The organism is Streptosporangium pseudovulgare (assembly GCF_014648055.1).
Classification (GTDB): domain Bacteria; phylum Actinomycetota; class Actinomycetes; order Streptosporangiales; family Streptosporangiaceae; genus Streptosporangium; species Streptosporangium pseudovulgare.
The window spans coordinates 138,072-163,881 of sequence record NZ_BMQJ01000006.1; the positions used below are offsets into that span (position 1 = coordinate 138,072).

Annotated in this window: 16 protein-coding genes; 4 read left to right on the plus strand and 12 right to left on the minus strand. The window is 73.7% G+C overall.

Annotation, left to right across the window (positions count from 1 at the left end):
* Positions 1 to 61 precede the first annotated feature (61 nt).
* On the plus strand, positions 62 to 430 hold the full coding sequence (locus IEZ10_RS14230) for an ArsR/SmtB family transcription factor (protein ID WP_189246967.1): 369 nt from the start codon (positions 62 to 64) through the stop codon (positions 428 to 430).
* 28 nt (positions 431 to 458) lie between these two features.
* Here IEZ10_RS14230 and IEZ10_RS14235 read toward each other — a convergent pair whose 3' ends face one another.
* The 3 genes from IEZ10_RS14235 to IEZ10_RS14245 form a co-directional block, all read right to left on the minus strand.
* A complete protein-coding gene (locus IEZ10_RS14235) occupies positions 459 to 1,898 on the minus strand; it encodes a sensor histidine kinase (RefSeq protein ID WP_189246968.1) in 1,440 nt (479 codons plus the stop codon).
* A gap of 96 nt (positions 1,899 to 1,994) precedes the next feature.
* The gene (locus tag IEZ10_RS14240; protein WP_189246969.1) at positions 1,995 to 4,808 is read right to left on the minus strand and encodes a helix-turn-helix transcriptional regulator; all 2,814 of its coding nucleotides are present in this window, start codon (positions 4,806 to 4,808) and stop codon (positions 1,995 to 1,997) included.
* Between the two features lie 35 nt (positions 4,809 to 4,843).
* Entirely contained in the window at positions 4,844 to 6,280 is a 1,437-nt protein-coding gene (locus tag IEZ10_RS14245) for an LCP family protein (protein WP_229811251.1), read from the minus strand.
* Positions 6,281 to 6,524: 244 nt separating this feature from the next.
* Here IEZ10_RS14245 and IEZ10_RS14250 point away from each other — a divergent pair, with 244 nt between their 5' ends.
* On the plus strand, positions 6,525 to 7,037 hold the full coding sequence (locus tag IEZ10_RS14250; protein WP_189246970.1) for a GNAT family N-acetyltransferase: 513 nt from the start codon (positions 6,525 to 6,527) through the stop codon (positions 7,035 to 7,037).
* Positions 7,038 to 7,301: 264 nt separating this feature from the next.
* The gene (locus tag IEZ10_RS14255; RefSeq protein WP_189246971.1) at positions 7,302 to 9,062 is read left to right on the plus strand and encodes an ABC transporter ATP-binding protein; all 1,761 of its coding nucleotides are present in this window, start codon (positions 7,302 to 7,304) and stop codon (positions 9,060 to 9,062) included.
* 141 nt (positions 9,063 to 9,203) lie between these two features.
* On the opposite strand, the gene IEZ10_RS14260 is transcribed toward IEZ10_RS14255, so the two are convergent.
* The 9 genes from IEZ10_RS14260 to IEZ10_RS14300 form a co-directional block, all read right to left on the minus strand.
* A complete protein-coding gene (locus IEZ10_RS14260) occupies positions 9,204 to 9,998 on the minus strand; it encodes a glycoside hydrolase family 16 protein (RefSeq protein WP_189246972.1) in 795 nt (264 codons plus the stop codon).
* Positions 9,995 to 12,016 carry a hypothetical protein gene (locus IEZ10_RS14265; RefSeq protein WP_189246973.1) on the minus strand — a complete coding sequence of 674 codons (2,022 nt, stop codon included), beginning with the start codon at positions 12,014 to 12,016 and terminating at the stop codon, positions 9,995 to 9,997. The genes IEZ10_RS14260 and IEZ10_RS14265 overlap by 4 nt, the downstream gene beginning before the upstream one ends.
* A gap of 46 nt (positions 12,017 to 12,062) precedes the next feature.
* Positions 12,063 to 12,833, minus strand: a complete 771-nt coding sequence (locus IEZ10_RS14270; RefSeq protein ID WP_189246974.1) for a hypothetical protein — start codon at positions 12,831 to 12,833, stop codon at positions 12,063 to 12,065.
* Positions 12,833 to 13,825 (minus strand): MinD/ParA family ATP-binding protein, encoded by a 993-nt coding sequence (locus tag IEZ10_RS14275; protein ID WP_179821824.1) that lies wholly within the window; start codon positions 13,823 to 13,825, stop codon positions 12,833 to 12,835. The genes IEZ10_RS14270 and IEZ10_RS14275 overlap by 1 nt, the downstream gene beginning before the upstream one ends.
* Before the next feature lie 50 nt (positions 13,826 to 13,875).
* Positions 13,876 to 15,825 (minus strand): hypothetical protein, encoded by a 1,950-nt coding sequence (locus IEZ10_RS14280; RefSeq protein WP_189246975.1) that lies wholly within the window; start codon positions 15,823 to 15,825, stop codon positions 13,876 to 13,878.
* Positions 15,822 to 17,819, minus strand: coding sequence for a hypothetical protein (locus IEZ10_RS14285; RefSeq protein WP_189246976.1), 1,998 nt, complete (start codon positions 17,817 to 17,819; stop codon positions 15,822 to 15,824). The genes IEZ10_RS14280 and IEZ10_RS14285 overlap by 4 nt, the downstream gene beginning before the upstream one ends.
* 30 nt (positions 17,820 to 17,849) lie before the next feature.
* Positions 17,850 to 19,103 (minus strand): DUF8094 domain-containing protein, encoded by a 1,254-nt coding sequence (locus tag IEZ10_RS14290; protein WP_229811252.1) that lies wholly within the window; start codon positions 19,101 to 19,103, stop codon positions 17,850 to 17,852.
* A gap of 760 nt (positions 19,104 to 19,863) precedes the next feature.
* The gene (locus tag IEZ10_RS14295; protein ID WP_189246978.1) at positions 19,864 to 21,432 is read right to left on the minus strand and encodes an MFS transporter; all 1,569 of its coding nucleotides are present in this window, start codon (positions 21,430 to 21,432) and stop codon (positions 19,864 to 19,866) included.
* Between the two features lie 219 nt (positions 21,433 to 21,651).
* The gene (locus IEZ10_RS14300) at positions 21,652 to 25,077 is read right to left on the minus strand and encodes an AfsR/SARP family transcriptional regulator (protein WP_189246979.1); all 3,426 of its coding nucleotides are present in this window, start codon (positions 25,075 to 25,077) and stop codon (positions 21,652 to 21,654) included.
* Positions 25,078 to 25,368: 291 nt separating this feature from the next.
* Here IEZ10_RS14300 and IEZ10_RS14305 point away from each other — a divergent pair, with 291 nt between their 5' ends.
* Positions 25,369 to 25,770: a DUF7144 family membrane protein gene (locus tag IEZ10_RS14305; RefSeq protein ID WP_189246980.1), complete on the plus strand. Its 402-nt coding sequence runs from the start codon at positions 25,369 to 25,371 to the stop codon at positions 25,768 to 25,770.
* The last annotated feature ends 40 nt before the right edge of the window (positions 25,771 to 25,810 follow it).

The window sequence follows — 25,810 nt, forward strand, 5'->3', positions numbered from 1 at the left end:
AACGGCGAAAGACTTGGTATGATACTCATTATCATTTGAGCAGTCGTTCAGGAGTTTTCCAATGGATGCCCTCGCCGACCCGGACGCCTGCGCCGGCAGTGAGCCGGACACGGGCCGGGTGGCGGCGACGCGCGACCGGCTTCTCAGTGCCGAGGAGGCCACCCGGCTGGCCGAGCTGTTCCGGCTGCTGGGCGACCCGACCCGGGCCCGCCTCCTGTACGCGCTGCTCGACGCCGGCGAGCTGTGCGTCTGCGAGCTCACCGAGACGGTGGAGGTCAGCGACACCGCCGTGTCGCACGCGCTGCGGCTGCTGCGGACCTCGGGTGTCGTGGCGGCCCGCCGGGCGGGCCGGATGGTCTACTACCGCCTCGCCGACCTCCACGTGCGGATGCTGCTCGACCTCAGCCGCGAGCACCTCCGCCACGGCTGACCCGCCCGCCGTACGGCGGCCCCTTCGCCTAGCCTTGCCGGGTCCTGCCCGTCTTTTCCGTCTTTCCCGGCCGGTGCGCGTCCCCCGTGCCGCCGGGCGGCGTCTCCACGTCACCGGACAGCGGCAGCCGCAGGACGAACCGGGCGCCCTCCCCCCGCAGCCGGTCCGTCGCGTACAGCGTGCCCCCGTGCGCCGTCGCGATGTCCCTGGCGATGGACAGGCCGAGCCCCGTCCCGCCGGCCTCCCGGCTGCGCGCGGTGTCCAGGCGGGTGAACCGCTGGAAGATCCGTTCCCGGTCGGCCTCCGGGACGCCCTGACCGTCGTCGACGACCTCCAGCACGGCGTCGTCCCCGTTCTGGCAGACGTTGACCTCGATCATGCCCGCCGCGTGCCGTTCGGCGTTGGCCAGCAGGTTGGTCAGGACCCTGCTGAGCTGGAGCCGGTCTCCCCGGACGACCACGCCCGGGTGCAGCCGCATGAGCACCTCGTGCCGGGACGGCCGCTGCTCCATCTCACCGGTGACCAGCTCCGCCAGGTCGACGCGCCGGGGTTCGGGTCGCGCTCCGGCGTCGAGGCGGGCGAGCGTGAGCAGGTCGTCGATGACGGCCTGGAGTCGCTCGGCGTCCTTCAGCGCCGACCGCATCGTCAGCGCCGAATCCTCGGCCTCCGGGTCGGCCAGTGCCAGCTCCAGCTTGGTGCGCAGGCCGGTCAGCGGGGTGCGCAGCTCATGGGAGGCGTCGGAGGCGAAGCGGCGCTCCATCTCCCTGGCGTGCTCCAGCCGGTCGAGGGTCCCGTTGATCGACTCGATGAGCGTGTTCAGCTCGCTGCCGGAGGCGGGGACGGCTATCCGGTGGCTGAGGCCGGAAGCGGCGATCTCCGCCATCTCGGCGCGCATCCGCCGCACCGGTTCGAGGGCCCGGCCGACCAGACACCAGGTGCCCCAGCCCACCAGCCCGAGGAGTATGAGGCAGAAGGCGGTCAGCGCGCCCTCCAGGGTGTGGCCGGCCAGCAGGGGCGGTTTCCGCTCCGCCGCGTAGACCATGACGTCGCCGTAGGGGGAGGACCTGTCCTGCAGGCCGACGACGACGAAGCACGTCCGCCCTGCCCCGGGGACCGTCACGCAGGGGTCGTCCACCACACGGGTGTCGTCCGGGCCGGGCCACATGCGGCTGATCGGCGGCATCCCCCGCATCATGGGGCTGGCCGCGACGACCCGGCCGGCGCGGTCGACGACCTGCAGCCAGCCGACGGCGTTCGTGGGGACGGTCCCGTCGGGCATCCCCCGATGGACCTCCCTGACCGCCACCCGGGCCGCCCGGGAGGCGCCGTCCGTCACGGCGCCCAGCGCCTTGTACCGCAGGCCCGCCGACGTCGCGAGCGCGCCGATCCCGAGCACCAGCGCGAAGATCAGAACGGTGATGAGCGTCGCCCGCCCCTGTAAAGAGCGCGGACCTCGCCAAACGGCCACGGACCTCCTCCGGTCTCCTTTCGGTCGAAACACGTACCGAACACTAGGAGCCGGGCATCCATCGGCGGGTAAAGAGGGAAGGCCTTTCGTGGCTTTTTACGCAAAAAGGACAATATCCCGTAGTTCGCCCCGGGAAGCGACGCCGAGCTTTGGATACGCCTTGTAGAGGTGGTATCCGACCGTGCGGGGGCTGAGGAAGAGCTGGGCGGCGATGTCCCGGTTGGACAGGCCGCCGGCCGCCAGCCGTACGATCTGCAGCTCCTGGGGGGTGAGGCGGGCCAGCACGCCGGGGGCGGGCGCCTCGGGCGCGGCGGATCCGGTCGCGCCCAGCTCCGTGCGGGCCCGCGCGGCCCACGGCGCGGCCTCCAGTCGCTCGAAGGTCTCCAGCGCGGCCCGCAGGTGCGGACGGGCGTCCGACTTGCGCCGGGTACGGCGGAGCCACTCGCCGTAGAGCAGCTCCGTCCTGGCCTGCTCGAAGGGCCGCGCACCGGCCTCCAGCGCCGCGGTGAAGCACTCCTCGGAGTCCTCCAGCAGGGCCCGGCAGCGCAGCGCCAGGGCGTGCGCCCAGGGCCGGCCGGTACGGCGGGCCCAGTCGTGGTAGCGGGCGAAGGGGCCAGCCGCCCGTTCCGGGTCGCCGAGCCGTACCGCCGCCTCCACCAGGTCGGGCACGCACCGCGTCTCCGACACCTGGTACCCGCCGGCCAGGGGCGCGAGGCGGGTGAGCGCCGCTTCCACGCGACCGTGGCCCAGGTCGAGTGTGCCCAGCGCCCAGGCCGTCCAGCCCGTCCCGACCACTCCGTCGGCCAGGGCGTCGTTGACGAGCGCGTGGCAGCGCCCGTCGTCGCCCTCGACCGCGGCGAGGTAGGCGAGGAAGGCGCTCAGCTGGCCGGCCCACTGCGCCTGGCCGGTGTCCCGGGCGATGCGCAGCCCCTCGTCGGCGGCGGTCAGCGCGTCGCGGTGCCGTCCGTGGAACAGCTCCGTCTCGGCGGAGAAGAACAGCAGCGTCGGCAGCACCCCGATGGTGCCCCGGGTGCGAGCCTCCTCCACCAGGGACCTGGCGACCTCGCCGACCTCGGCGTCCTGCCCGGCCGCCAGCCCGATCCCGCAGACCTGGACCAGGTCGCGCGGGCTGTCGGCGCCCGCCCGCCGGGCCTCGGCGACCACCTCGGTGAGCGGGGGGAGGTCGCCCGACCCCGACAGCACCGCCGTGACGAAACCGGCGACCGGGGCCAGCGGGTCGCCGGGGGGCAGGGTCAGCGCGCGCAGCCGTTCCGCGACGCGCGCCACCTCGGGCTCGCCGAGGTACCAGGCGCTGTGGAACGCCTGGATCAGCATCCGGGCCGCCCGCGCGCCGTCCACCGGAGCGGCGCCGTCGAGCAGCGCGTCGTAGGCCTCGCGCGGCGCCCCGCGCATGAAGCCCGCCGTCGCCCGGACGTGTGTGAGCCTGGCCCGCAACGCCGGGCTCCCGTCACCCTCACCGGTTCCGGCGCCCGCGCCGCTCCGGCCGCCCTCGTCTTCGCGGCTCTCGCCGCCGGGGCCGCCGTGGTCGTCCGCGTCGCCCGTACGGCCGGCGTCACCGGCGAGTACGGCGAGCTGCCGGGCGCCCTGCTCGGCGAGCGCCCCGGCCCGGTCCAGCTCGCCGGCCCAGATCGCCGCCTCGGCCGCCAGCGTGAGCCGCCGCGCCCGCGCCCCGGGCAGCGCGCTGAGCCGGGCCGCCCGGTCGTAGGCCGAGGCCGCGGCGGCGTACCCGCTGCGCTCGCTCGCGCGGGCCGCGGTGCGTTCCAGCTCCGCGGCCACCTCCTCGTCGGGGCCGGTCGCCGCCATGGCCAGGTGCCAGGCCCGCCGGTCGGCGTCGTCAGCGCCGGTGAGCGCCTCGGCCAGCGCCCGGTGCACGGCCAGCCGAAGGCTGGGCGGGATCCCCTGGTAGACGGCGGCGCGAACCAGGGGGTGGCGGAACACGACGGCGCCCGCCTCGACCCGGACCAGACCCGCGCTCTCCGCCGGGTGCAGGTCCTCCAGATGGTCCCCGAACGTGGCCGCCGCGGGCAGCACGACGTCCAGGCCGCCGGTTCCGGAGGCCGCGGCCACCGCCAGCAACCCCTGCGTCGCCTCGGGCAACCGCCTGAACCGGTCGAGGAAGGCGTCCTGGACCCGCTCGGTGAGCGGCAGCGCCGTATCACCGGCCGGGTCGCCGGCCGGATCACCGGGTCGTCCGCCGGGGGATCCGGCCCGGGAGAGGGCGGCGGGCAGCTCGATCAGCGCGAGCGGGTTGCCCCGCGCCTCGGCGAGCACGCGGTAGCGGACGACCGGGTCGATGCCCCCGCCCGCCACCGAGCCCAGCAGCGCCGAGGCGGCGACGGGGTCGATCCCGCCGAGCGTCAGCTCCGCCACGCCCGGCGCGGTGAACGGCTCGCGGGCGGCGAGGACCAGCGCGATCCCCTCGGCGTCCAGCCGCCGCGCGGCGAACAGCAGCGCCTCGGCCGACGCCCGGTCCAGCCACTGCGCGTCGTCCACCAGCACCAGCAGCGGGCCGTCCTCGGCCAGCTCGCTCAGCAGCGAGAGCACGGCCAGGCCGACCAGCAGCCGGTCCCCGGCCTCCGCGGCGGCCAGGCCGAACGCCGCGCGCAGCGCCCGCTCCTGCTGCGCGGGCAGCGCCCCCGCCCGGTCGAGCACCGGACGCAGCAGCAGGTGCAGGCCGGCGAACGGCAGCTCGGACTCCGGCTCCACCCCGGTGCCGCGGATCACCCGCGTGTTCCCGATGGCCTCGGCCGTCTCGGCGGCGTAGTCGAGCAGCGCGGTCTTGCCGATGCCGGGCTCACCCCGGACGAGCAGGGCGCCGCTCCGGCTCTCGCGGGCGTCCGACAACAGCCGGTCGATGACGGACTGTTCGGCCGATCTCCCGTGCAACATGGGCGGAACCCTACTCATTCGCCCGAATTGAGGGATCAGGCACCCGCGCAGGAGTCGTGGGTGGCGTCGAACCCCTTCAGGCTGTCGGTGTCGTTCGTCCTGAGGGGCTTGAGCCCCTTCCAGTCGTCGCCGATGGTCAGGATGAGCCTCGACGTGGTCGCCCGGGGCACCGCCCGGCCGGTCGAGACGAGCAGGTCGCGGCTGAGCGTGGGGACGCCGGGCTCGCCCTTCGGCGAGTACATGATCGTGGTCTTCGGGTACGGCTTACGCGGCGCGTCACCGATCTTGTAGATGTGGTAGCCCCGCTCCTCAAGCTGGACGGCCACCTGCGACCCCAGGCCGGAGCGGTTCGTCCCGTTGCGCACCTCGACCTGGATCTTCGAGCGGGAGACCTTGGTCTGCCCGCCCTTGATCCCGGAACCGGCGAACGTCCTGTCCCGCGCGACCATCTGGAACAGCGTCCTGCTCTGCGGCTGCACCCACTCCACCCGGCCGGGGTGGGTGGCCGAGTATCTCCAGGGCGTGGTGACGAAGTGGATCTGCCCGGCGGCCATGCCCTTGGCGCTCGTCGCCAGGTCCTTCATGACACCCGTGGTGAGGCCGGAGTCGGTGGTGACCGACTTGGTGGCCGCGTCCAGGAAGCCGAAGAGCCTGGTGGGATCGGTGAGCGTGTCGCCGCTCATCACCTTCTTGACCATGGACGCGACGAACATCTGCTGCCGCTGGATGCGCCCGATGTCGGAGCCGTCACCGAGGCTGTAGCGGACGCGGACGTAGCCGAGGGCCTGCTCGCCCATGAGGACCTGCCGCCCGGCGGGAAGGTTGAGCAGGGCCTTCACGTCGCGGATCGGCTCCGGAAGACAGACCTCGACGCCGCCGACCGCGTCCACCATGCTCTTGAAGCCGGTGAAGTCGACCTTCACGAAGTGGTCGATGCGGATCCCGGTGAGCGACTCGACGGTCTTCCAGGTGCAGCCGATCCCGCCGAAGTTGAACGACTCGTTGATCATGCCGATGTGCGCCCGCTGGCCCTGCAGGCCCCCCGTGGCCTTGCAGTCGGGGAGCTGCACCATGGAGTCGCGGGGAAAGCTGATGACCATGGCGTTGTCCCGCTTCGGCGAGATGTGCGCCAGCATGATCGTGTCGGTCCGCTCGCCGACCTCCCGGCCGTACTTGGCGTTCTTGCCGTTGCGCTGGTCGGAGCCGACCACCAGGACGTTCATCGCCTTGGTTGCGATCTTGGCGGGTCGCGCGCCCAGCTCCTCGGCTCCGACGTCGACCCGCTTGACGTTCCCATTCAGCTTGACGTAGGCGGCGGCCGCCGTGCCGGCCACCGCCACCACGACGGCGGTGCCGCCGGCCACCGTCCACCGGAGCCACCGGCGGCGGCGCCGCCCGGCCCGCGCCGGGGGCTGCGCGGGCGCGGTCTGCGCGGAGGGTTCCGCGGGCGCGTCCATCGACCCGTTGCTCACGTGACTCCCAAGGGGACTGGCCGGGGCGCGCGCCCTCGGCTGGGGCCGGATTCCGGCAGGGGGAGTGTACAGATCCCAGGTAAAAGTCAAGTAAGGATTGCGCATATACCCTTTTGACCTTTGGCTAGGCGTTCGTGAAGAACGAGATGTTCTGGCCGGTCGTGGGCCCCGGCGAGACGGGAGTGCCGGAGTGCGCCCACCGGGGCGGTGGGGCCGGAGAGGGCGGCCTTGTTATGATCCGCCGATGATTATCCGAGTCGGCGGTCTCGCCGATGTCCCGGCGGTACTGGCGATGTTCGACGGCGCGGTGGCGTGGCTGACCGCGCGGGGCCGTACCGGGCAGTGGGGCAGCGAGCCCTTCTCCACCGATCCCGTCCGCGTCGAGAAGGCCACCGCCTGGGCCGCCTCGGGCGGGATGCGCATCGCCGAGATCGACGGCCGGCCCGCCGGCTGCCTCGTCGTCGGTTCCGCGATGGAGTACGTCCCCCCGGCGGCCGAGCCCGAGCTGTACGTGCGGGTCCTGATCAACGACCGGCGGTTCCACGGCCGGGGCGTCGGCGCCGCGCTGCTGGAGCGGGCCGTGACCGAGGCGGCGGAGCTGGGTGTCTCGCTGGTCCGGGTCGACTGCTACGCCGGGGACGACGGCCGGCTGGTGCGCTACTACGAGAGCCAGGGCTTCACCAGGACCGAGACGTTCACGGTGGGCGAGTGGCCCGGTCAGATACTGGAGCGGAGGCTTCCCGTCGCGACGGGCTGACCGGGGCGGCCCCGCCGGACACGGCCGGGTGCGGTCGCGGCGCGGCGCGGGGCGGGGCCGGGTGCGCTTGCAGAGCGGCTCCGGGTGGGTCGTGGGGCGGTGCGGGGCGGGGCCGGGTGCGTTCGCGGGGCGGGGCAGTGCGGGGTGGTGCCGGGCCGGGCCGGGTGCGGTCGCGGGCGCCATGCTTCGGCGGCGGGGCGGTCATATATAGGAAATATCGACAAGAGAGGATTGGGACTGGGTTTACCGTCTTATGGGGGTTTCGTGAACACTGCTCTCGATCATTCCTATCGGGGCGAACATCCCGTCCGTACCCTCGCCTACCTCTTCAAGGAAGACCGGCTCAAGCTCGTCGCCGCGGTCTTCGCCTTCCTCTTCAAACACAGCCCCACCTGGCTGCTGCCGCTGATCACCGCGAACGTCATCAACATCGTGGTCGGTCACCGCCCCATCGTCGAACTGTGGGGCAACACGGCCGTCCTGCTCGTCCTGCTGCTCCTCAACCACCCCTTCCACCTCCTCTACGTCCGCTGCATGCACGGCGCGATCCGGCGGGTGGGCATGAACCTGCGCTCCGCGCTCTGCCGCCGCATGCAGCAGCTCTCGATCGGCTACCACTCCCGGGTCAGCGCCGCCGTACTCCAGACCAAGGTCATCCGGGACGTCGAGAGCATCGAGCAGACCAGCCAGCAGGCGAGCGACATGGGCCTTTCGGCCCTCACCACGCTGGTCGGCGGCCTCGTGGTGATCGCCTTCCGGGTGCCCGCCGCGATCCCGGTCCTGCTGGTGGTCGTGCCGACCGCGGCCTTCCTGGTGATGCGGCTCCGCACCCGCCTGCGGGAGGACAACGAGAGCTTCCGCCGCGAGGTCGAGACGCTCTCCAGCCGGATCAGCGAGATGACCACCCTCATCCCCATCACCCGGGCGCACGGCCTGGAGCGCGACGCGCTGCACCGCGTGGACGGCACGCTGACCAAGGTGCTGCGCAAGGGACTCAAACTCGACCTGCTCAACGGCAGCTTCGGCGCCCTCGCCTGGATCCTGCTCAACGCGCTGGGCGTCGCCTTCCTGACGGGCTCCGCGCTCATCGCCTACTACCAGGTCATCCCGATCACCGCCGGCGACGTGGTCATGCTGACCACCTTCTTCACCACCCTCACCTCCGCCGTCACCTCCCTGCTCAGCCTGACCCCGGTGATCAGCAAGGGGCTGGCGTCGGTCCGGTCGATCGGCGAGGTGCTCCAGGCCCCCGACCTGGAGCACAACGAGGGCAAGGTGAAGATCGACTCAGTGCGCGGCGAGGTGGAGTTCCGCGACGTCGAGTTCTCCTACGGCGAGCCCGGCGAACCCCCCGCGGTCACCGGCCTCACCCTCAGGGCGGTGCCCGGCGAGACGATCGCCCTCGTCGGACCGTCGGGCGCGGGCAAGTCGACCGTGCTCAACCTCGTCATCGGCTTCCTGCGGCCGACCTCCGGCCGGATCCTGCTCGACGGCCGCGACATGGAGACGGTGGACATGCGGACCTACCGCCGTTTCATGTCGGTCGTGCCGCAGGAGTCGATCCTGTTCGAGGGCAGCATCAGGGAGAACGTCACCTACGGCCTGGCCGACGTCTCCGAGGAGCGGCTGACACGGGCCCTGCGGGACGCCAACGCGCTGGAGTTCGTCGAACGGCTGCCCGCCGGGCTCGACACGGTCGTCGGGGAACGCGGGGCCCGGCTGTCCGGCGGCCAGCGGCAGCGCCTGGCCATCGCCCGCGCCCTGATCCGCGACCCGCGCGTGCTGATCCTCGACGAGGCGACCTCCGCCCTGGACTCCCGGTCGGAGGCGCTCATCCAGCAGGCGCTGGCCCGGCTGGTCGCCGGCCGTACGGTCTTCGTCGTCGCGCACCGGCTGTCCACGATCCGGAACGCGGACCGCATCGCGGTCATGCGGGACGGCGGCATCGTGGAGGTGGGAACCCACGAGGAGCTGATGCGGCTGCGCGGCGTCTACGCGGGACTCCAGCAGGCCCAGCTCGCCTGACGCGGCGAAGCCGGGAAGAACGGATCCGGGAACGGCGGATCCGGGAACAGCGGGGTCTGGAACGGCGAGGCCGGAAAGAAGGAAGGGCGCGGGACGGTCGCCGTCCCGCGCCCTTCACCGCTCAGGTCGCCCGGCGGGGGATCAGCCCGTACCGGCGGCGTTCAGCGGATAGACCCGCAGCCAGTCGACCTCCATCCACGCCTCTCCCTCGGTGCCTCCGCCGGGGAACCAGTCGAGCTGCAGGCACGGCTGCATCACACCGGTCGTGTGTTTGGTAGAGCGGAACCACTCCTTGCCGTCGATGTAGCCGACCGTGCCCTGCGGGCTGACCTCGACCGCGTAAGTGTGCCAGGTGGTCACGTCCACGTCGGAGTAGGACTGCTCCTCGCCCTGCGGGGTCTGCAGGTAGAAGTTGGGCCGCCACTTGCCCGGGTAGTCGTAGACCCCCAGGAAGTCGATCTCCTCGCCCGTGGTGCTCAGCACGTCGCCCCCGCCGTCACGCGGCCACAGCAGGGCGAGGGGGCGGTAGGCGGTCGCCCCGCCCTCGTACATCCGGACCCGGGTCTCCCAGCGTCCGTACGCCTGCTCGTGGCGGGCGCCGATCCCGGCCGTGGTGCCGTCGGCGCGGCCGTAGAAGTAGAGCGAGCCGTTGCCGACGTAGAGCTGGTCGGGGGAACGACGGCCCTTTCCGGCGTGACCGGCCGAGTTGTAGATCACCCAGTCGGCCGGGTCGAGGACGCCGTCGAACTCCGCGCACCACGACGGCGTGCCCCAGCCGAGGGCTCCGGCCGCGCTCGCCTGGCCGGCCGAAGCCGGGCCGCAGACGGCCCTCGCGGCGCCGGACGCCGCCGCACCGGGGGCGGCGCCGATCGTGCCCGCCGCCAGCGCGGCCACCAGGCCGAGTACGGCCGTCCGCGCCGGTAATCGATGGATCATGGTTGCTCCCTGGAACTGGCACAGAGCGCCGAGGGGCTGAAGCCCCAGCAACCGGCCTTGACCGGTGTCACGGGCTGCGGGACGGACCCGCTCGGCGCGAGCGGAACGGAGTATGCGGGTGGTGCGAAGGCCCACCGGGGCGCCCAGGACGGCGCCTGACGGCCGGTGGCCGGGAGTGGCGCGGCGGAGCCGATCGTACGGCCGTGCCAGGGCGCGAGACTCCAACATGCCGAATCCCGCCACGACGCGCAGCCTCCGGAACCCACGACCCCCGAGGTGAAGAAGGAGCGCGCCAGCGGGGGCAGCGGCAGGACCGGCCTGGTCGCGGGGACTCCGAGGAGGGACGCGGCCGAGTCGGCGCCGGACTCGGCGGCCGGCTGACCGATGGAGAACGCGAGGGTGGTGGGGGTCACGGTGGGGGTCACGGCGGGGGTCACGGCGGGGGTGGGGAAGGGCGCCGCGGTCGGATCGGCCGTGGGCCACGCCGTACGCGCGGGCGGGACCGGGTCGGGGACGGCGGGCGCGTCGCCGGTGACGTCGGCTTCACCCGCGTCATCGGCGGTCGGGGCGGGAGAGGGCCTCGCCGTGTCCTTCGGGGCCTTCCTGGACGTCTTTCCGGACCTGTCCGGGGCGCCGTCCCCGGGCGTGACCTTCTTCGACGACTCCTTGGCACCCTTCCCGGACGGTTCCCTCGCCGACTCCCCGGCGTCCTTCTTTCCGGGGTCCTTCTTCCCGGACTCCTTTTCGGAGGACTCTTTCGTTCCCTTCCCGGCCTTTTCCCCTTTTTCCTTTTGGGTGTCCTTGGCGGTGCCCTTGTCCTTCTCCTTCTCCTCGTTCTTCTTCCCCGAGCCGTCCTGCCCGGTGGAACCCTCGCCGCTCTGGGACGGCTTGGGCTCCGCCGGTTTCTGGGACCGCTCGGGCGCCTGCGGGGCCGGGGACTCACCTCCCGAGGACGGGGGCTGCGCCGTGGTCTCGGGCGTGGCGCTGGGAGCCGGGGCGGGGAAGTCCTTCTTTCCTCCGCCACCGGAGTCGGGCGCGTCCTCGCCCTTGGCGTCCGGCTGCGGCGCGGCCTTGCCCTTGTCATCGGAGTCGGGCGTGCTCCTGGTGTCCGGCTGCGGCGCGGCCTTGCTCTTGGTTTCGGCGTCCGGTGTGCCCTTGCTCTTGGTGTCCGGCTGCGATGCGGCCTTGCTCTTGGTTTCGGCGTCCGGTGTGCCCTTGCTCTCGGTTTCGTCGGCGTTCTTGGCGGTGGAGTCGGACGTGCCCTTGCTCCTGGCGTCCGGTTGCGGCGAGGTGCTCCGCTCGGTCCGCTCGGTCCGCTCGGTCCGCTCGGTCCGCTCGGTCTCACGCCCGGCGTCGCGGTCGGTGTCACGGCCGGAAGGGCGGCCGGAGTCGTCCGCCGCCCTCCGGCCGGTCCCGGGGGCGCCCTCCGCCTTTCTCGGCGCGGATTCGGACCGGGTGGCCGGTCCGGATCGGGGCGCGGAGCGGGGCTCGGGCGCCGGATCGGATCGCGGCGCCCGGTCGGAGCCGGACCGGGGCGCCGTGTCGGACTCGCGGGCCGTATCGGACTCGCGGGTCGGGCCGGTCTCGCCGCTCCCGCGGGAGCGCGAGGACGTGCCGGTCTCCGCGCCGGAGGAGCCGCCTCCTTCGTTCCGGGGCGCTCTTTCGGTGGTGGGTTCGTCGCGGGAGGAGCCGCCTTCTCCGTTGCGGGGCGCTCTTTCGGTGGTGGGTTCGTCGCGGGAGGAGCCGCCTCCTCCGCTCCGGGGCGATCCTTCTATGGTCGATGACTCGTCACGGGAGGAATCACCCGGTGGCGCGGGCGCGTGTTCCCGGCCGCCGGGAGGGGGTTCGCCCGGGGCGATGGCGGAACCGCCGGCCGGGTCGGACGACGCGCCGGTCCAGCCCTGGTCGGCCTTGGCGTACCAGGGCTGGGCGACGACCGCGCCGGCCGCCGCGGAGACCCCTGCCAGGAGGAGGCCGGAGACCAGGGTGACGCGGCGAGGTGAGCTGCGTGGGGACATGTGCGGTCTTCCTCGTTCCGTGGGCGTTCTACGCGTTCCAGGTGTTCTACGGGGTGGGATCGGGAGAGGGATCGGGAGCGGACAGGGACTTCCAGCCCGCGGCGGTGAACTCCGGGGTCCCGGGCAGGGCGACGGCGGGCAGGGCGCCGGGGGACGGGTCCGGGATGTTGACCCAGTCGCCCTTCCCCCCGGCCCGCATGTCGGGGTGCCAGGTCATGAGCAGGTTCATGGCGTACGGGCTGGAGTAGATCGGGTCGGTGTCCTGGGTGCCCTTGGTGGCGGTCACCTGCACCAGCACGGACACCTGGATCTGGTCCTGGGCGCGGACCCGCCACTGGACCCCGATCGTCCGCGTCCGCATGGCGGCGCCGTCCGGGAGAGCGCCGGTCTTCGGCAGGCCGAACGTCTCGCGCCAGCTCGCGACGGTGTCGCGGGCGCCGGTGCGGGCCGCCTCCTGCTGGTCGGGCGGGACGTACAGGACCGCGGCCTGCTCGGCCTGGGCGGCGTCCAGCGTCCAGGCCGCCTCCAGGGTCGCCGCCGCCGCCGAGACCGCGCCCAGCTCGGTGTGGGGGAACCCGACGGGGTAGCCGGCCTGACCCTCGTACCCGGAGGGGGTCGCGAGCACGACGGAGTCGGTGGCGGCGTTCGTCACCCGCACCGTCGGGGGCTCGGCCCCGGGCCGCAGCACGTGCCACGCCCAGACCGCGGCGAGGATCGCCCCGACGATCGAGACGACCACGATGATCATCCGTCGGGGGGAGCGGGACGGCGATCCCAGATCCCAGTCGAGATCGGCGTCCTCGGGAACGGGCGGCACTAGCGGCTCCGGTCGGGACGCTGGCCGAATGCCTGGCCGGCCGCCGCCGCCAGGCGCAGGTACGCCCCCCGGGTCGTGGGCCGCAGCCGGGCGAGATCGACCTCCGCGCCCTCCTTGAGATGCGGGTCGTAGGGGATGCGGACCACCGCGCGGCAGCGGGAGGCGAAGTGCCGCTCCAGCAGCGACAGGTCGACGTCGGTCTTCGGCTCCACGGCGTTCAGCACGACGATGGCGTTCTTGACCAGGTCGGCGTGCCCGTGGGCGGTGAGCCAGTCGAGCGTGGCGGCGGCCGAGCTGGCCCCGTCCACCGCGACCAGGGTGACCAGCACGATCTGGTCGGCCAGCTCCAGCGTCGCGTCCATGGCGCCGTGCAGCAGGCCGGTCCCGCAGTCGGTGATGCAGATCGAGTAGTAGCGCTCGATGATCCCGGCCACCGTACGGTAGTCGTCGGCGTTGAACGCCTCGCTCACCGCGGGGTCGGTGTCGGACGCGAGGACCTCCAGGCGGGCCGACGACTGGGAGGTGAAGGCGCGCGCGTCGGCGTAGCGGAGGATGTGCGGGGCCTCGGCCAGCATGGTGCGGATGGTCGCGGCCGTCTCCGACTTGACCTTCAGGCCGAGGGTTCCGCGGTCGGGGTTGGCGTCGATGGCGATGACCCGGTCACCGCGCAGCGAGGCGAGCGTGTTGCCGAGCGCCACGGTCGTCGTGGTCTTGCCCACCCCGCCCTTGAGGCTCATGACCGCTATCCGGTGGTGCCCGCTCGCGACGGGCGTCTGGGCCTGGGCCATCAGCGTGCGGCGTTCCAGTTCGGCGGAGGACTCGGCCGGGGTGATCCGGCCGCCGGAAAGCCTCCAGACGAGCCGCCGCCATCCGCCCGTGGGTTCGGGGCGGCGGTTGGTGAGCAGGTGTTCCGCGGTGAGCGGGATCACGTCGTGGAACTGCTCTGCCGGGCCGTGCGGCGAACGCTGCGTCCTCGGGGGCGTCTCCGTCATAGCCGGGGTCCTTTCGCGTAGAACTTGCATGAGGCTGGGGGACGGGGCGGTCAGCAGGTGCGCCAGCGCACCGTCGTGGTCACCGAGTCGTCGGGGCCGAACACGGTCAGGGGGGCGGAGACGGAGGCGGGGACCCCGCACCACTGGCGGACCCGGAGGGCGCGCAGCGCGATCACGCTCGTCTCGCCCTGCCGCAGCGTGCCGCTGGACGGGGTCACGGCCAGCCCGGGAGCCGAGATCCGCCACTCCAGCGGCTCGCCCGTGAGGGTGAGGAGCAGGCTGCCCTGTCCGAACTCGTCCAGCGTCACGACGGGCGGCACGCGCAGCCGCCCGGCGAGCCCGCCCGAGGGTGCGGGGGCGGTGCCGGTGTCCGTGGGCGGGGCGGTCTCGGACCCGGTGGCGGCGGACGACTGCAGGGGACCCGCCGGGTCCTCGGCGCCGATGACCGGCCCGAGGAGACTCATCCCGGTCAGCGTGCCGGCCGTGCCCGCGACCACGATGATGGCGACCTTGATCGTCGTGGTGCGGAGCCTCGTCCCGGCCCACGACATCGCCTCGGCGAACCGGACCCCGGCTCCGAACCGGATCCCCTCCGGCCCGTCGTCCGGTCCGTCGTGCGTCCCGGCGTCCGTCCCCGCCCGTGTGCCGCGCCCGCCCGGCGGGGTCCGGCCGGTGACCGCGGGCATGGAGGGAACGGTGACCGCCGCGTCCTGCGCGCGGGTCTCACGCGTCCACGACTGGGAGAGCAGGGCGTTGTAGAGCGGGGTGTCCTGGCCGGGCGGGGGCGGGGACGGCGACCGGGTCTTCGGCGGGGACGGCGGCGCGGGTGTGGAGCGGTCCGGGAGGGCCGGCCGGTAGGGGTTCCTGGAGCGGTCCTGGCGCGCGGGACGCGGCGCGGCGCGGTCGGCCTGCTGCCGTTCGGGGCGGACCGGCATGTAGGGGGGCCTGGCACGACCCGGCCGGGGACGCCGTACGGCGATGCCGGGCATGGTGTCCTCCTGCGACCTCGGCACCGGGCCGGGATCGGCCGCTCCGGCTCCGGCGGTCTCCGCGGACGGCGGCGCGACGGGTGCGGGGGGCACGGCGGACGCGGGGGGCACGGCGGGCGCTGTGGGCGTGGGTGCTGTGGGTGCTGTGGGCGCGACCGGCGCGGGCATGGGAGCCGCGGGAGCGGTGGACGACGCGGGTGCCGCGGTCACCGAGCCGGTCTCCCCGCCCGGTGGCGGGGGCGGGGCGGTGGAGGCGGCCCTCGGTGCCGGCGGCCGCGTGGCGGGCCGGAGGGAGTCCAGGAGTCGCTGCCTGACCTCGGCGGTCAGCGGCGTGATCCGGGGGTGGGAGATCATCTGCGGGACGGTGTAGCGGATGTTGATCGGCCGCGTGCACACGGAGCACCGCACCATGTGGGACAGCAGGTCCTCGCGGGCATCCGCGAACTCCGCGGCTGGTGGGACCGTTCCCTCGCGGGGGAACACGCGCTCGGCCAGCGGGGCGAGGTCGGGGCAGGTGGAACGGCCGTGGGCGAGGGAGTCCAGCCCGCTCACGAGGGTCTCGATCAGGTCCTGGGTGCGGGTCGTGAGACCGGGGACCTCCTCCACGGAGATCGACAACGCGTGGACGAGGTCCTCGGTGGTCAGCTCGTGCCGGTACATCAGCCGGAGCGCCTCCGCGCCCAGCGGATCGACGATCGTCCAGGCGCGTTCGATCAGCCGGCGTTCCGGCATTCCCAGCATGTCGGCATCCGGCACGTACCCCGCCCGATAGCCGGGCGAGATACGGCACTCCCGCCGGAGGAAGGCCAGCAGACGCCCCCGGGGCGTGACGCCCCGGGGCGCCGGTCCGCTCCGGCACGCGGCCAGCGCGGACGCCGCCGCCGCCACCGCCCGGTCGGGCGGGAGGTGGCGGACGGCGTAGTCGATCAGGTGTGCGCCGTGCTCGCCCACCCAGGCCGCGGCCTGGCCGGGACCGAGCACGGCGCGCCCCGCTCCGGGGGACGTGCTCATGAGCCCGAGTACTCGCCCTGGTCCTGCTCGGCCTGATCCGGTTCGACCTGGTCCTGCTCGGTCTGACCCGGTTCGACCTGGCCGGTGCCGGGCTGAGCGGGCTGGACGTCGGACGGGTCGGTCACCACGAGCTCCAGGTTGCGTTCGGGGAGGCCGGTGAACTTGGTCCAGTTGCTGACCTGGCCGGGAGCCGGGTCGGCGTACAGCCAGCGGACGAACGCGGGCCACGCGCACGAGTCACGCGGTACGGCGAAGCCCCCCTGGGACGTGTCCAGGTTCGCGAGCTCGTCCTCGGAGTAGTTCCGGCACTCGGGGGTGCCGGGCGGGGCGATGTTGAGGTCCCACACGCCGTTCTCGTCGGTGTAACGCATGTTCTTGTCCAGCCCCAGGGCCTCCTGGGCCCGCCGCATGAGCTCCGGGTCTCGGAAGATCGGCAGGGTGGAGGCGGAGGGGTCAGGGGCCTCGCTTCGGGGTGCGGACCGGTCCGCCGGGAGCTGGTCGGCCGGAGGCCGCGCGTCCTGGCCGGTCGGCGGGACGTTGTTCCGATCGGTGTTCGGGTCGGTGTTCGGGTCGGTGTTCCGGTCGTTCGGCGGAACCGCGTCCTGGCCGGTGGGCGGGAGCGCGTTCTGGTCGGCCGGCGGGAGCTGGGCGTCACCGGACGGCGCCACGGGCGGGAGCTGTGAGCCGTCGGCGGACGGGAGCCGGTCCTGGGGAGAGGGCAGGGGAACCGGGGTGATCCGGGCGGAGGGCCGCGGGTCCACCGGCTGCCGGGCGGAGCTCGTCGGCTGCGGGCCCGCGGGAACGATCGGCCTCATGGTGCTGTTGGGCGCCGCCGGGGTGAGGGTGCCGGTCGGCCGCGTGCCGATGGACGCGTCGGAAGGCCGGTTCGCCGTGCGCGGGTCGGCCGGCGGCCGGGTCGCCATGCGGCGGTCCACCGGCGGCTGGGTCTCCACCCGGGGAGCGCTCGGCGGCTGGGTCGCCGTGCGGGGGTCCCCCGAGGGCCACGCCTTCACCCGCGGGTCGGCCGACGGCCGGCCGGCTCGCCGGTCCCACCGCGACCGGTCGCCGGGCGAGGGCTGGGCCGTACGGATCGAATAGCCGTCACGCGGGGAGCGGCTCCGCTGGTCGTGGTCGCCCTTCCGGGGGGAACGCGGGTACGCCGACGGCGGCGGGGTCCGGGAGCCTTCGGACGGCCGTGCCACGTCGGGCCCGTCCGAGGGACGGGTGGCGGACCCGTCCGGGGGACGGGTGCCGGGCCCGTTCGAGGGGCGGGCGTCGTTCCGCGGGGAGGGAGGCGGCGGAGGAGGTGCGATGACCTCCTGCTGCTTCTGCTCGGCGGCGGGCTGCTGGATCTTGCTGCCGTTCTCGGAGAGGCTGCGGCCCACCTGCTCCGTCGGGGCGGGCTTGGGAGGCGGCGCCTTGGGAGCGGGGGCCTGCGGCTGGGCGGCCACCTGGCGGGTGTTCGCGGGAGGCTGCTGCACCGGGGCGGCGTCCTGCTGCTGCGCGCGCGGGGCGGCCGGCGGGTTCGGCACGGGCTGGGTCTTCGTCTTCTCGCTGGCCTTCGGCGCGGAGCTCTCCTTGGGGGGCGGAGCCGACTTGGCGGCGTTCTCCGGAGTGCCCGGCCGCAGCAGCGCGCCGACCGCTCCCGCCACGGCCGGGAGCGCGACGCAGCCGCTCGCCCCGCCCGCGATCGCGTGCCCGTCGGTGGTCGCGGCCAGGCAGACCTTCGTGTTGCCGGTGGCGGCGCCCTGGGCGGCCTGGCCGCCCCCGGAGAGCCGGCCCGCGTCGGACGCCCCCAGCGCCGTCCAGGCGCCTATCCGGTCGTCCAGGCGGTAGGTGCCCGCGACCAGGCGCATCCCTCCTGCTTCGGAGGGGCCCGCGGAGTCGGACCGAGTGGCGATGACGGCTCCCAGCCCGGCGCCGGCCCCGAACACGCCGATCGCGACACTGGCGGTGATCACCGTCGCGCGTGAGGCCCTACGTGAGGGTGTCATCATGAACGTTCCTCTTCTTTCGGTGGTACGTCAGTCGCCGTGGCTCTCCAGGACCTCGCTCCAGTCGCCCAGCACGCGGACGGGATCGGGGGAGCCGGCGGGGGGGATGTAGGTCACGTACATGCGTCCGTAGGAGGCCCGCGCCGAGTGCGCGAAGGACCTGTTGCCGGTGCGCACGGCCGCCGCCCCCTTCAGCCCGACCCGCGCCCCCGGCCGTTCGACCTTGCGCGTGTCGGTCGAGCGGGCCCCGTACCAGACCAGGGCGCCCCCGTCGGCGGTCCGCAACGCGCGCACCGGGCCCTCGGGCAGGTACGACAGCGTGAGGCTCCAGCCGGCGTCCTCCAACTGGGCGCGCTCCTCCTGCCAGAACAGCGCGATGTCGCTGGTCCACGGCCCGTCGGCGAACATCGGGTCGATCTCGGCCCGCTCCATGCTCGCCAGGTGGGCGTCGACGACCTGGCGCGGGGTGGCGACCAGGCCCGTGGCGTTCTCGGACAGGCTCGTGGCATAGCCGTCGTCGTCGGTCGCGATCACGGGGAACCGGTCGGGGGTGGGCCGCGTGTCGGCGGCGGAGGCCACCAGTCGCCAGCCGTCGGGGGTGGAACTCATCAGGTCGGCGACCCGGCCCACTCCGGGCTTGGTGGAGATCGCCACGAACCAGTCGGGGCGGCCCGCGACGTGGCGGGGGATCCACACGCGTGGGTTGGGCCATATTCCCGCGGCCACCGAGCCGCCTTCCATCTCCGCGGTTTTGAAACCGGCCCGTGTCATCTGCACCGCGAGACCGCCCTCCAGCTTGCCCATCGCGACCTGGTCGAGGTCTCGCTGGGCAGCCGACAGCCCGTGCTGGTAGTCGCTGTGGATGCGATACGCCTGTTTGGCGGTGAGCTGGGCCGAACCGCCCTTGGCCGAGGAGTCGGCCGGGGAGGGGGAGGAGACGGGGGGAGGAGGCACCACCGCCCTGGTCTCCGTCCCCTCACCGGCGTCGGTCTTGGGCGCCGTGGACGGCGGAACCGCGGGTTTCGTGTCGGCCTTGCCGGACTTGTCGTTCTTCTCGGGTTTCTCGGGTTTCTCGGGTGCGCCGGACGGGCTGGGAGCGTCCGGCTCGGGGGACGAGGCGGGGACGGAGGGAGAGGGGGACGAGACGGAGGCCGACGGGGAGGCGGGGGCCGAGGAAGACGCCGACCCCCAGTCCGCGTCGGGCGGCGCGGATGACGGATCCGCGGCCAGCGCGCCGGGGCGAGGGGTGTTCGAAGTGGTCAGCCAGACCCCCGCGCCGATCAAGATCACCAGAATTGCGCCGAGCAGAATGAGCTTCCGCGGGTCGAATGCGAGCAGTCGCGACGGGTGCCAGTCCGACAGATGATCGAATTCCTGTCCGCGGGAAGATCCTGCGGGGTAGGCGGAACCAGCGTTCCTATCTGGGAAATCTGATGCGCGCCATGACATAGGTCCAAATATTAGACTGACCGTGATCCATAGGGAAGGTAAAGGGGGCGGGTAATCATCACTTATGGTTATTAGGTTTTAATTAGTTCATAATTCTTATAAGTGACTGTCCGAAACCCCGGCCCGCTGGCCCGTTCCACGGGTGGCAGGCGCGTCCCGAACCCCGTCGGGTGGCCGCGACGGGCGCGATGTCCTCGGGTTCGGCCTTTCTTGTTATCCAATATTCATCTCTGGCGGGTTTGGCGTTGCTCTTGCGGTGAATTGCCGCGCTTGCGGGGGATTGCCGTGCCGGTGGCGGTGCCGCATTCGCGGTTCCGGCTCCGACTCCGGCTCTCGGGTCCGTGATCGATATGAACGGTCTTCGTATTCCGGACGGCCGGGTTGCGGTCCGTCGCCGCCGCCCGGAGGACCCGGGGAACGACCTGCCCGGGACCCGTGCGAGCCACCGAAGGAACGACCCGCCGCGCCCCCGAACCCGTGCGAGCCACCGAAGGAACGACCCGCCGCGCCCCCGAACCCGTGCGAGCCACCGAAGGAACGACCCGCCCGGGACCCGCCACGAACCCGTGCGGAGAAGAGCGCTTCGGCGGGCGCGTCACCCCGGCATCGCCGCTTTGTCGTGCGCCCCGCCCCGGTCGTCGAGGACCACCTCGGGGATCACCTTGGGGACGCCGCGCAGGGCGAGCAGCACCGCCACCGCGAGAAGCGCGAGAAGCGCGGCGCCGGTCAGCACCGTCAGCTGCATGGCGGTGACGAACGTCCGCCGTGCCGCCTCGGTGACCGTCCCGGCCAGCGCCGGAGGCAGGGCGGCCGCGGTCTCCAGCGCCCCGCCGAGCGACTCGCCGATCTGACGCGCCGCCTCCGGCGACACCCCGGAGGGCAGCTCCAGGCGGTCGCGGTAGACGCTGTTCAGCACGCTTCCCAGTACGGCGATGCCCAGCGCGCCGCCCATCTCCTGCGCGGTCTCCGCGATCGCGGACGCCGCGCCCGCCCGTTCCCTGGGCACCGAGGCCAGGACGGTGTCATTGGTCACCGCGAAGGCGAGACCCGTGCCGGAGGAGGCGACCAGCATCGCGGCCAGGAGGTACGCGTAACCGGTGCCGGCGTCCATCCGGCCGTACATGAGGAACCCCGCGGCGGTCATCGCCAGCCCCAGGGCGGCGACCCGGGCCCGGCCGACGGTCATGACCAGACCGGAGGCCAGGGCCCCGCCCAGCGCCGCCCCCAGGCCGCCGGGCAGGCTCGCCAGCCCGGAGACCAGCGGTGACCAGCCCCGGACGAGCTGGAAGTACTGGGCGAAGGTGAGGGACGACGCGAGCATCGCGAAGACCCCGATCATGTTGGCCCCGATCGCCCCGGAGAAGGCGCGGCGGCGGAAGAGCCGGACGTCGATGAGGGGCTCGGCCAGCCGCGTCTGGCGCCGGACGAACAGGATGAGCGCGGCGGCGCCGAACGCCCCCGCCCCCCAGACCTCCGCTCCGGTGACGCCGTCGTGGGCGGCGGTCTTCAACGCGTAGATCACGGCGACGACGCCCGCGGCGGACAGCGCCACGCTCACCGCGTCGATCCGGCCGGGGCGGGGGTTGCGCGACTCGGGGAGCACGAAGGCGCCGGCCACCACGATCAGCGCGGCCACCGGGACGTTGATCAGGAAGACCGAGCCCCACCAGAAGTGGTCGAGCAGGAGCCCGCCGGCCAGCGGACCGACGGCGAACCCCAGCGCCGAGACGCTGCTCCAGGCGCCGACCGCGGTGGCCCGCTCCCTCGTGTCGGTGAAGACGTTCCGGATGATCGACAGTGTGGACGGCATGATGGTGGCGCCCGCGACGCCGAGCAGCGCCCGGGCCGCGATGAGCCACGCCGGGGTCGGCGCGTACGCGGTCAGCGCCGAGGCCGCCCCGAAGGCGGCCATGCCGAACAGCAGCAACCGCCGCCGCCCGATCCGGTCACCGATGTTGCCCATGGTGACGAGGAGCCCGGCCAGCGCGAATCCGTACACGTCGGCGATCCACAGGAACTGGGTGGCGGAGGGCCGCATGTCCTCGGCCAGCCTGGGCGCGGCCAGGTGCAGCACCGTGAGATCGATGGAGAGGAGCAGTACGGCGAGGCAGGCGATCACCAGCGTGCCCCACCTGCGTGACGAAGAGGGCGTGGGGGAGGTCATGGACGCAGCGTCGCGGGTCTCTCCTACGGCCGGCTGACCGGACGCTGACGGGCCCCCGACGGTCCGTGGACCACGGTCCGGGCGGCGGCGATCCCTGACCGCGGGTGGCTCGCGGTCCGGGCGGTGGCGATCCTCCGCCCGCGAACGGCCCGCGGCCCGTGGGGCCTTCGGTGAGGCGCGAACCGTGGTCCGGTCGGCGGCCGGACCACGGCGTGCGGGTCACCGCCCGGACGTGGACGGCTGCCCGGCGCCGGTGCGGATCCGGTCGAGGGCGGCGAGCGCCCGGCCAACGGTGAGGCCGCCGCCCCGCCGGTGGGCCGCCTCGAACCTCGCGTCACCGACCAGAGAACGGGCCCCGGCTCCGACCCGGGCGATGTCCGGGTCGTTCGGACCGTCCGGTGCGGAGTCGCCGCACAGGGCCACCCCGAGACCCAGCAGGAAGGCGGCCCGTTCGCCGTCCCCCTCCAGCAGGGCGACGCCCGCCAGACCTTCCGCGGCGAGGGCGGCCAGCGGCGGGTTGCGCCGCCACGCCGTACCGGAGAGCACCGAGAGGTGCCGGTCCAGCGCCTCGCGGGCGTCGCCCTCCATCTCGGCGAGCCGGCCCAGGGCGATGCGCAGCCGCCCGCGCACCTCTTCGGCGAGGTGCCCCTCCAGGTCGCATCCGGCGAGAGCGGCCTTGTAACAGGCGCGGGCCTCGGTGAGGTCGCCGCGGATCCGGGCGACCTCACCGAGACCGAGGCGGGCGCCGGCCAGTGTCGCCGGATCACCCGCCCGGCGGGCGAACCCGGCCGCGCGCTCGTACCCGGCCCGAGCGCCGTCCAGATCTCCCGCCCGTACGTCCAGCTCGGCGCGGCGGCACAGCAGGTCGGCCAGGTCGGTGGTGGCACCCAGCTCCTCGGCGAGGGACATGGCCTCGCCGACCAGCCCGGCGGCTCTGCCGTCGTCCCTCCGCCAGATGGCGAGCTCGGCCAGCGAGGTGAGCGCGGTGACCGTTCCCCAGCGGTCGCCGATGGACCGGGAGTTCTCCAGGGCCGCCTCGAAACCACGCTCGGCCTCCACCGGCCGCCCGTTCGACCACCAGTGGTAGCCGAGTCCGAAGTTGACCAGCGCGCGGGTCCACGGGTCCGGGCCGAGCCGGTCCATCCGCCGGATGGACCGCAGGTGGTGGTCCTCGTCCGGCAGTCCGAGGACCACCGCCTGGACCACGAGGGCGAAGGGCTGCCGGGGCATCCCGTCGAGGCCGGCGAGGATCGACCTGGCGGCCTCGACGTGAGGCTTGAGCCGTGGGTCGTACCCGCCCGCCGACGCCGCGAGGAACACGCACAGGGCGTACTCCTCCTCCGCGCCGGCCGGGGGGTGAAGGCCGATCCGGCCGAGGAGCCGCCGGGCCGGGGCGGCCGCCTCGCCCCGCAACCCTCGCAGCCACCAGTACGGGGTCAGGGCCGACAGCAGCCGCAGAGCGAACACCGGATCGAAGGAGCCGCGGGAGCCGGAGGAGCCGCGGGAGCCGGAGGAGCCGGCGGTACCGGAGGTTTCCAGGGAGCCCGGGAACCCCGGGGCCTCTGGAGGGAGGACCGCCCGGTGCATCGCGGCGCGCAGGTCCTCGTACTCCCGGTCCAGCCGCCGCAGCCATTCGAGCTGCCCGGCGTCGCGCAGGTGCGGGCCGGCGGTCTCCGCCAGGCCGAGGAAGTACTCGCCGTGCGCCCGGCGCAGCGCCTCCTCCTCTCCCGCCTCGGCGAGCCGTTCGGCGCAGAAGGCGCGGATCGTGTCGAGCATCCGGTAGCGGTCGCCCACCATCTCCACCAGCGACTTGTCCACCAGGCCGGCCAGCAGGTCGATCGCGTCGGGCAGCCCGGTCACCCGTTCGACGGCCTCCAGCGTGGCGCCGCCCGCGAAGACCGTGAGGCGTCCGGCCATCGTCCGCTCGTCCTCGCCGAGCAGGTCCCAGCTCCACTCCACCGCCGCCCGCAGCGTCCGGTGACGTGGCTGGGCCGTACGGCTGCCGCGGGACAGCAGGCGGAAGCGGTCGTCCAGCCGCGCGGCGACCTCGGCGGCCGTCAGCGACCGCAGGCGGGCCGCGGCCAGCTCGATCGCCAGCGGCAGGCCGTCGAGGGCCCGGCAGACGCGCAGGACCGCGTCCGCCTCGGACTCCACCGCGTACCCGGGTCGTACGGCCGCCGCCCGCTCGGCGAACAGCCGGACGGCCGGGAAGCCGAGCGCCTCGGCGGCGGGGGTCTCCGGGGGCGGGAGCGCGAGCGGAGGGACGGGGCACAGCGTCTCACCGGTGATGCCGAGCGGCTCGCGGCTGGTGGCGAGGACTCGCAGCCCGGGGCAGCCGCCCAGGAGCCCGGCGGCCAGCGCGGCGGCGGCCTCGACCACGTGCTCGCAGTTGTCCAGGACGAGCAGCGTCCGCCGCTCGGCGAGCGCGGCGACCATCCTCGCGACCGGATCGGGCACGGCTCCGCCCGGGGTGGGCAGCATCCCGGATTCGTGGAGTCCCAGCGCGCCGAGCACCGCGTGGGGCACGGCGGCGCCGTCGGTGAGCGGCGCCAGCTCGACGAAGCAGACATCGTCGTGACCGTGCGCGGCCGCCTCGACCGCCAGCCGGGTCTTGCCGGTGCCGCCGGGACCGGTGAGCGTGACGAGGCGGGCCCCGGTGAGCAGTCCGCGGATCCGGGCCAGCTCGTCCGCACGGCCCACCAGGGGCGTGAGCTGCGCGGGCACGCCGGCCCGCGCGGTCATGCCGTCCCCGGCCAGGGGGACGTCCGGTCCGGGAACGGGCAGGGCGGCCCGGAGGACGGAGAGGTGGATCGCGCTCAGCTCCGGCGACGGGTCGGCGCCGAGCTCGTCGGCCAGCCGCGTGCGGACGTCCTCGTAGACCGCGAGCGCCTCGGCCTGCCGGCCGCACGCGTACAGTGCGCGCATGAGCTGACCGCGTGGCCGTTCGCGCAGTGGATGGGCCGTGACCAGCTCCCGGAGGTCCGTGACCAGCGTCCGGAGGTCCGCGGTCGGCTCGCGGTGCCGGCCGAGGGCGAGCCGGGCCTCGGCGTGGTCCTCGGCGACGGCGATCCGCGCCTCCTCCAGACGGGCGGCCGCCGCGGCGGCGAACGGCGCGTTCAGGACGTCGGCCAGGGCGGGCCCCCGCCACAGGCCCAGGGCCTCGCCGAGCAGTTCCCCGGCCCGTTCGTGCTCCCCCGAGACCAGGGCGGCGCGGCCCTGCCGGGCGAGCCGCTCGAAACGGTGCGCGTCCACGGCTTCGGGCGGTACGGCGAGCCGGTAGCCCGCGGGGTGGCGCGTCACCATCCCGCCGCCTCCACCGCCGTCCGCGGCGTCGTCCACATCGCCATCCGTGCCGCTGCCCGTGCCGCCGTTCGGGTCGTCGCCCACGGTCCCGGCCGTACCGCCGCCCGCGTCGGCGGCGTCCAGCAGGTGGCGGAGCCGGGAGATCTGCGCCTGGAGGGCGTTGCCGGCGCCCGCGGGCGGGTCGGCGCCGTACAGGCCGTCGATGAGCCGGGAAGTGGTCACCACCCGGCCGGGGGTGAGGAGCAGGAGCACCAGCAGCGCGCGCAACCGCGGCCCGCCGACAGGCACGGGGGGCCCACCGGTGAGCCGTACCTCCGTCGGGCCGAGGATGCCGAACCGCACGACTCCGATTCTCCATCATGGGCGCCCGGACGGGGCGTTCCGGCGACCGGAGGATCGCCGGAACGCCCCGGGGCCGGCAGCCCGCCGGGGGATGCCGTTGATGCGCCGTCAGAGAATCGGAAAGAAACCGACAAAACGGTGGAATGGCGAAGAATGGGGGAATTGTCTCTTGAGGGTGCTGTTCTTCAGCATCGATGTCTTCGATGTGCGGAGGGGTGCCGAGGGGCGCCGAGGGACGGGCGCCGGCGCGGGGACGGCCCTCACGGCGACCCGCGGGAAACGGGGGTCGGCATGACATACGGCGCGCGGGCGAGCGGCTGGCTCGGCTGGATATGGTTCGCCGCGGTGATGATGATCCTGGTGGGCGTCTTCAACGTCATCACGGGCCTGTCGGCCATCCTCCGGGGCGCCCTCTACGTGCAGACGGGCGACCAGGTGCTGGTCCTCAACCTGCCGGCGTGGGGGTGGATCCACCTGATCCTCGGCGTCCTCCTGATCGCCGCGGGCATCGCCCTCGTCGCCGGGCAGACGTGGGCACGCGCCGTGGCGGTCGTGCTCGCCGCGCTGAACGCCATCGAGCACATGCTCTTCATCCCCGCCTATCCCTGGTGGTCCCTGATCGTCATCGCGATCGACATCCTCGTGATCTACGCCCTGGTCGTGCACGGGCACGAGATGGAGAGAACGGCCTAGCGGCCGCCGGCGGTCACGGCGCGACGGGACGGCCGCGGAA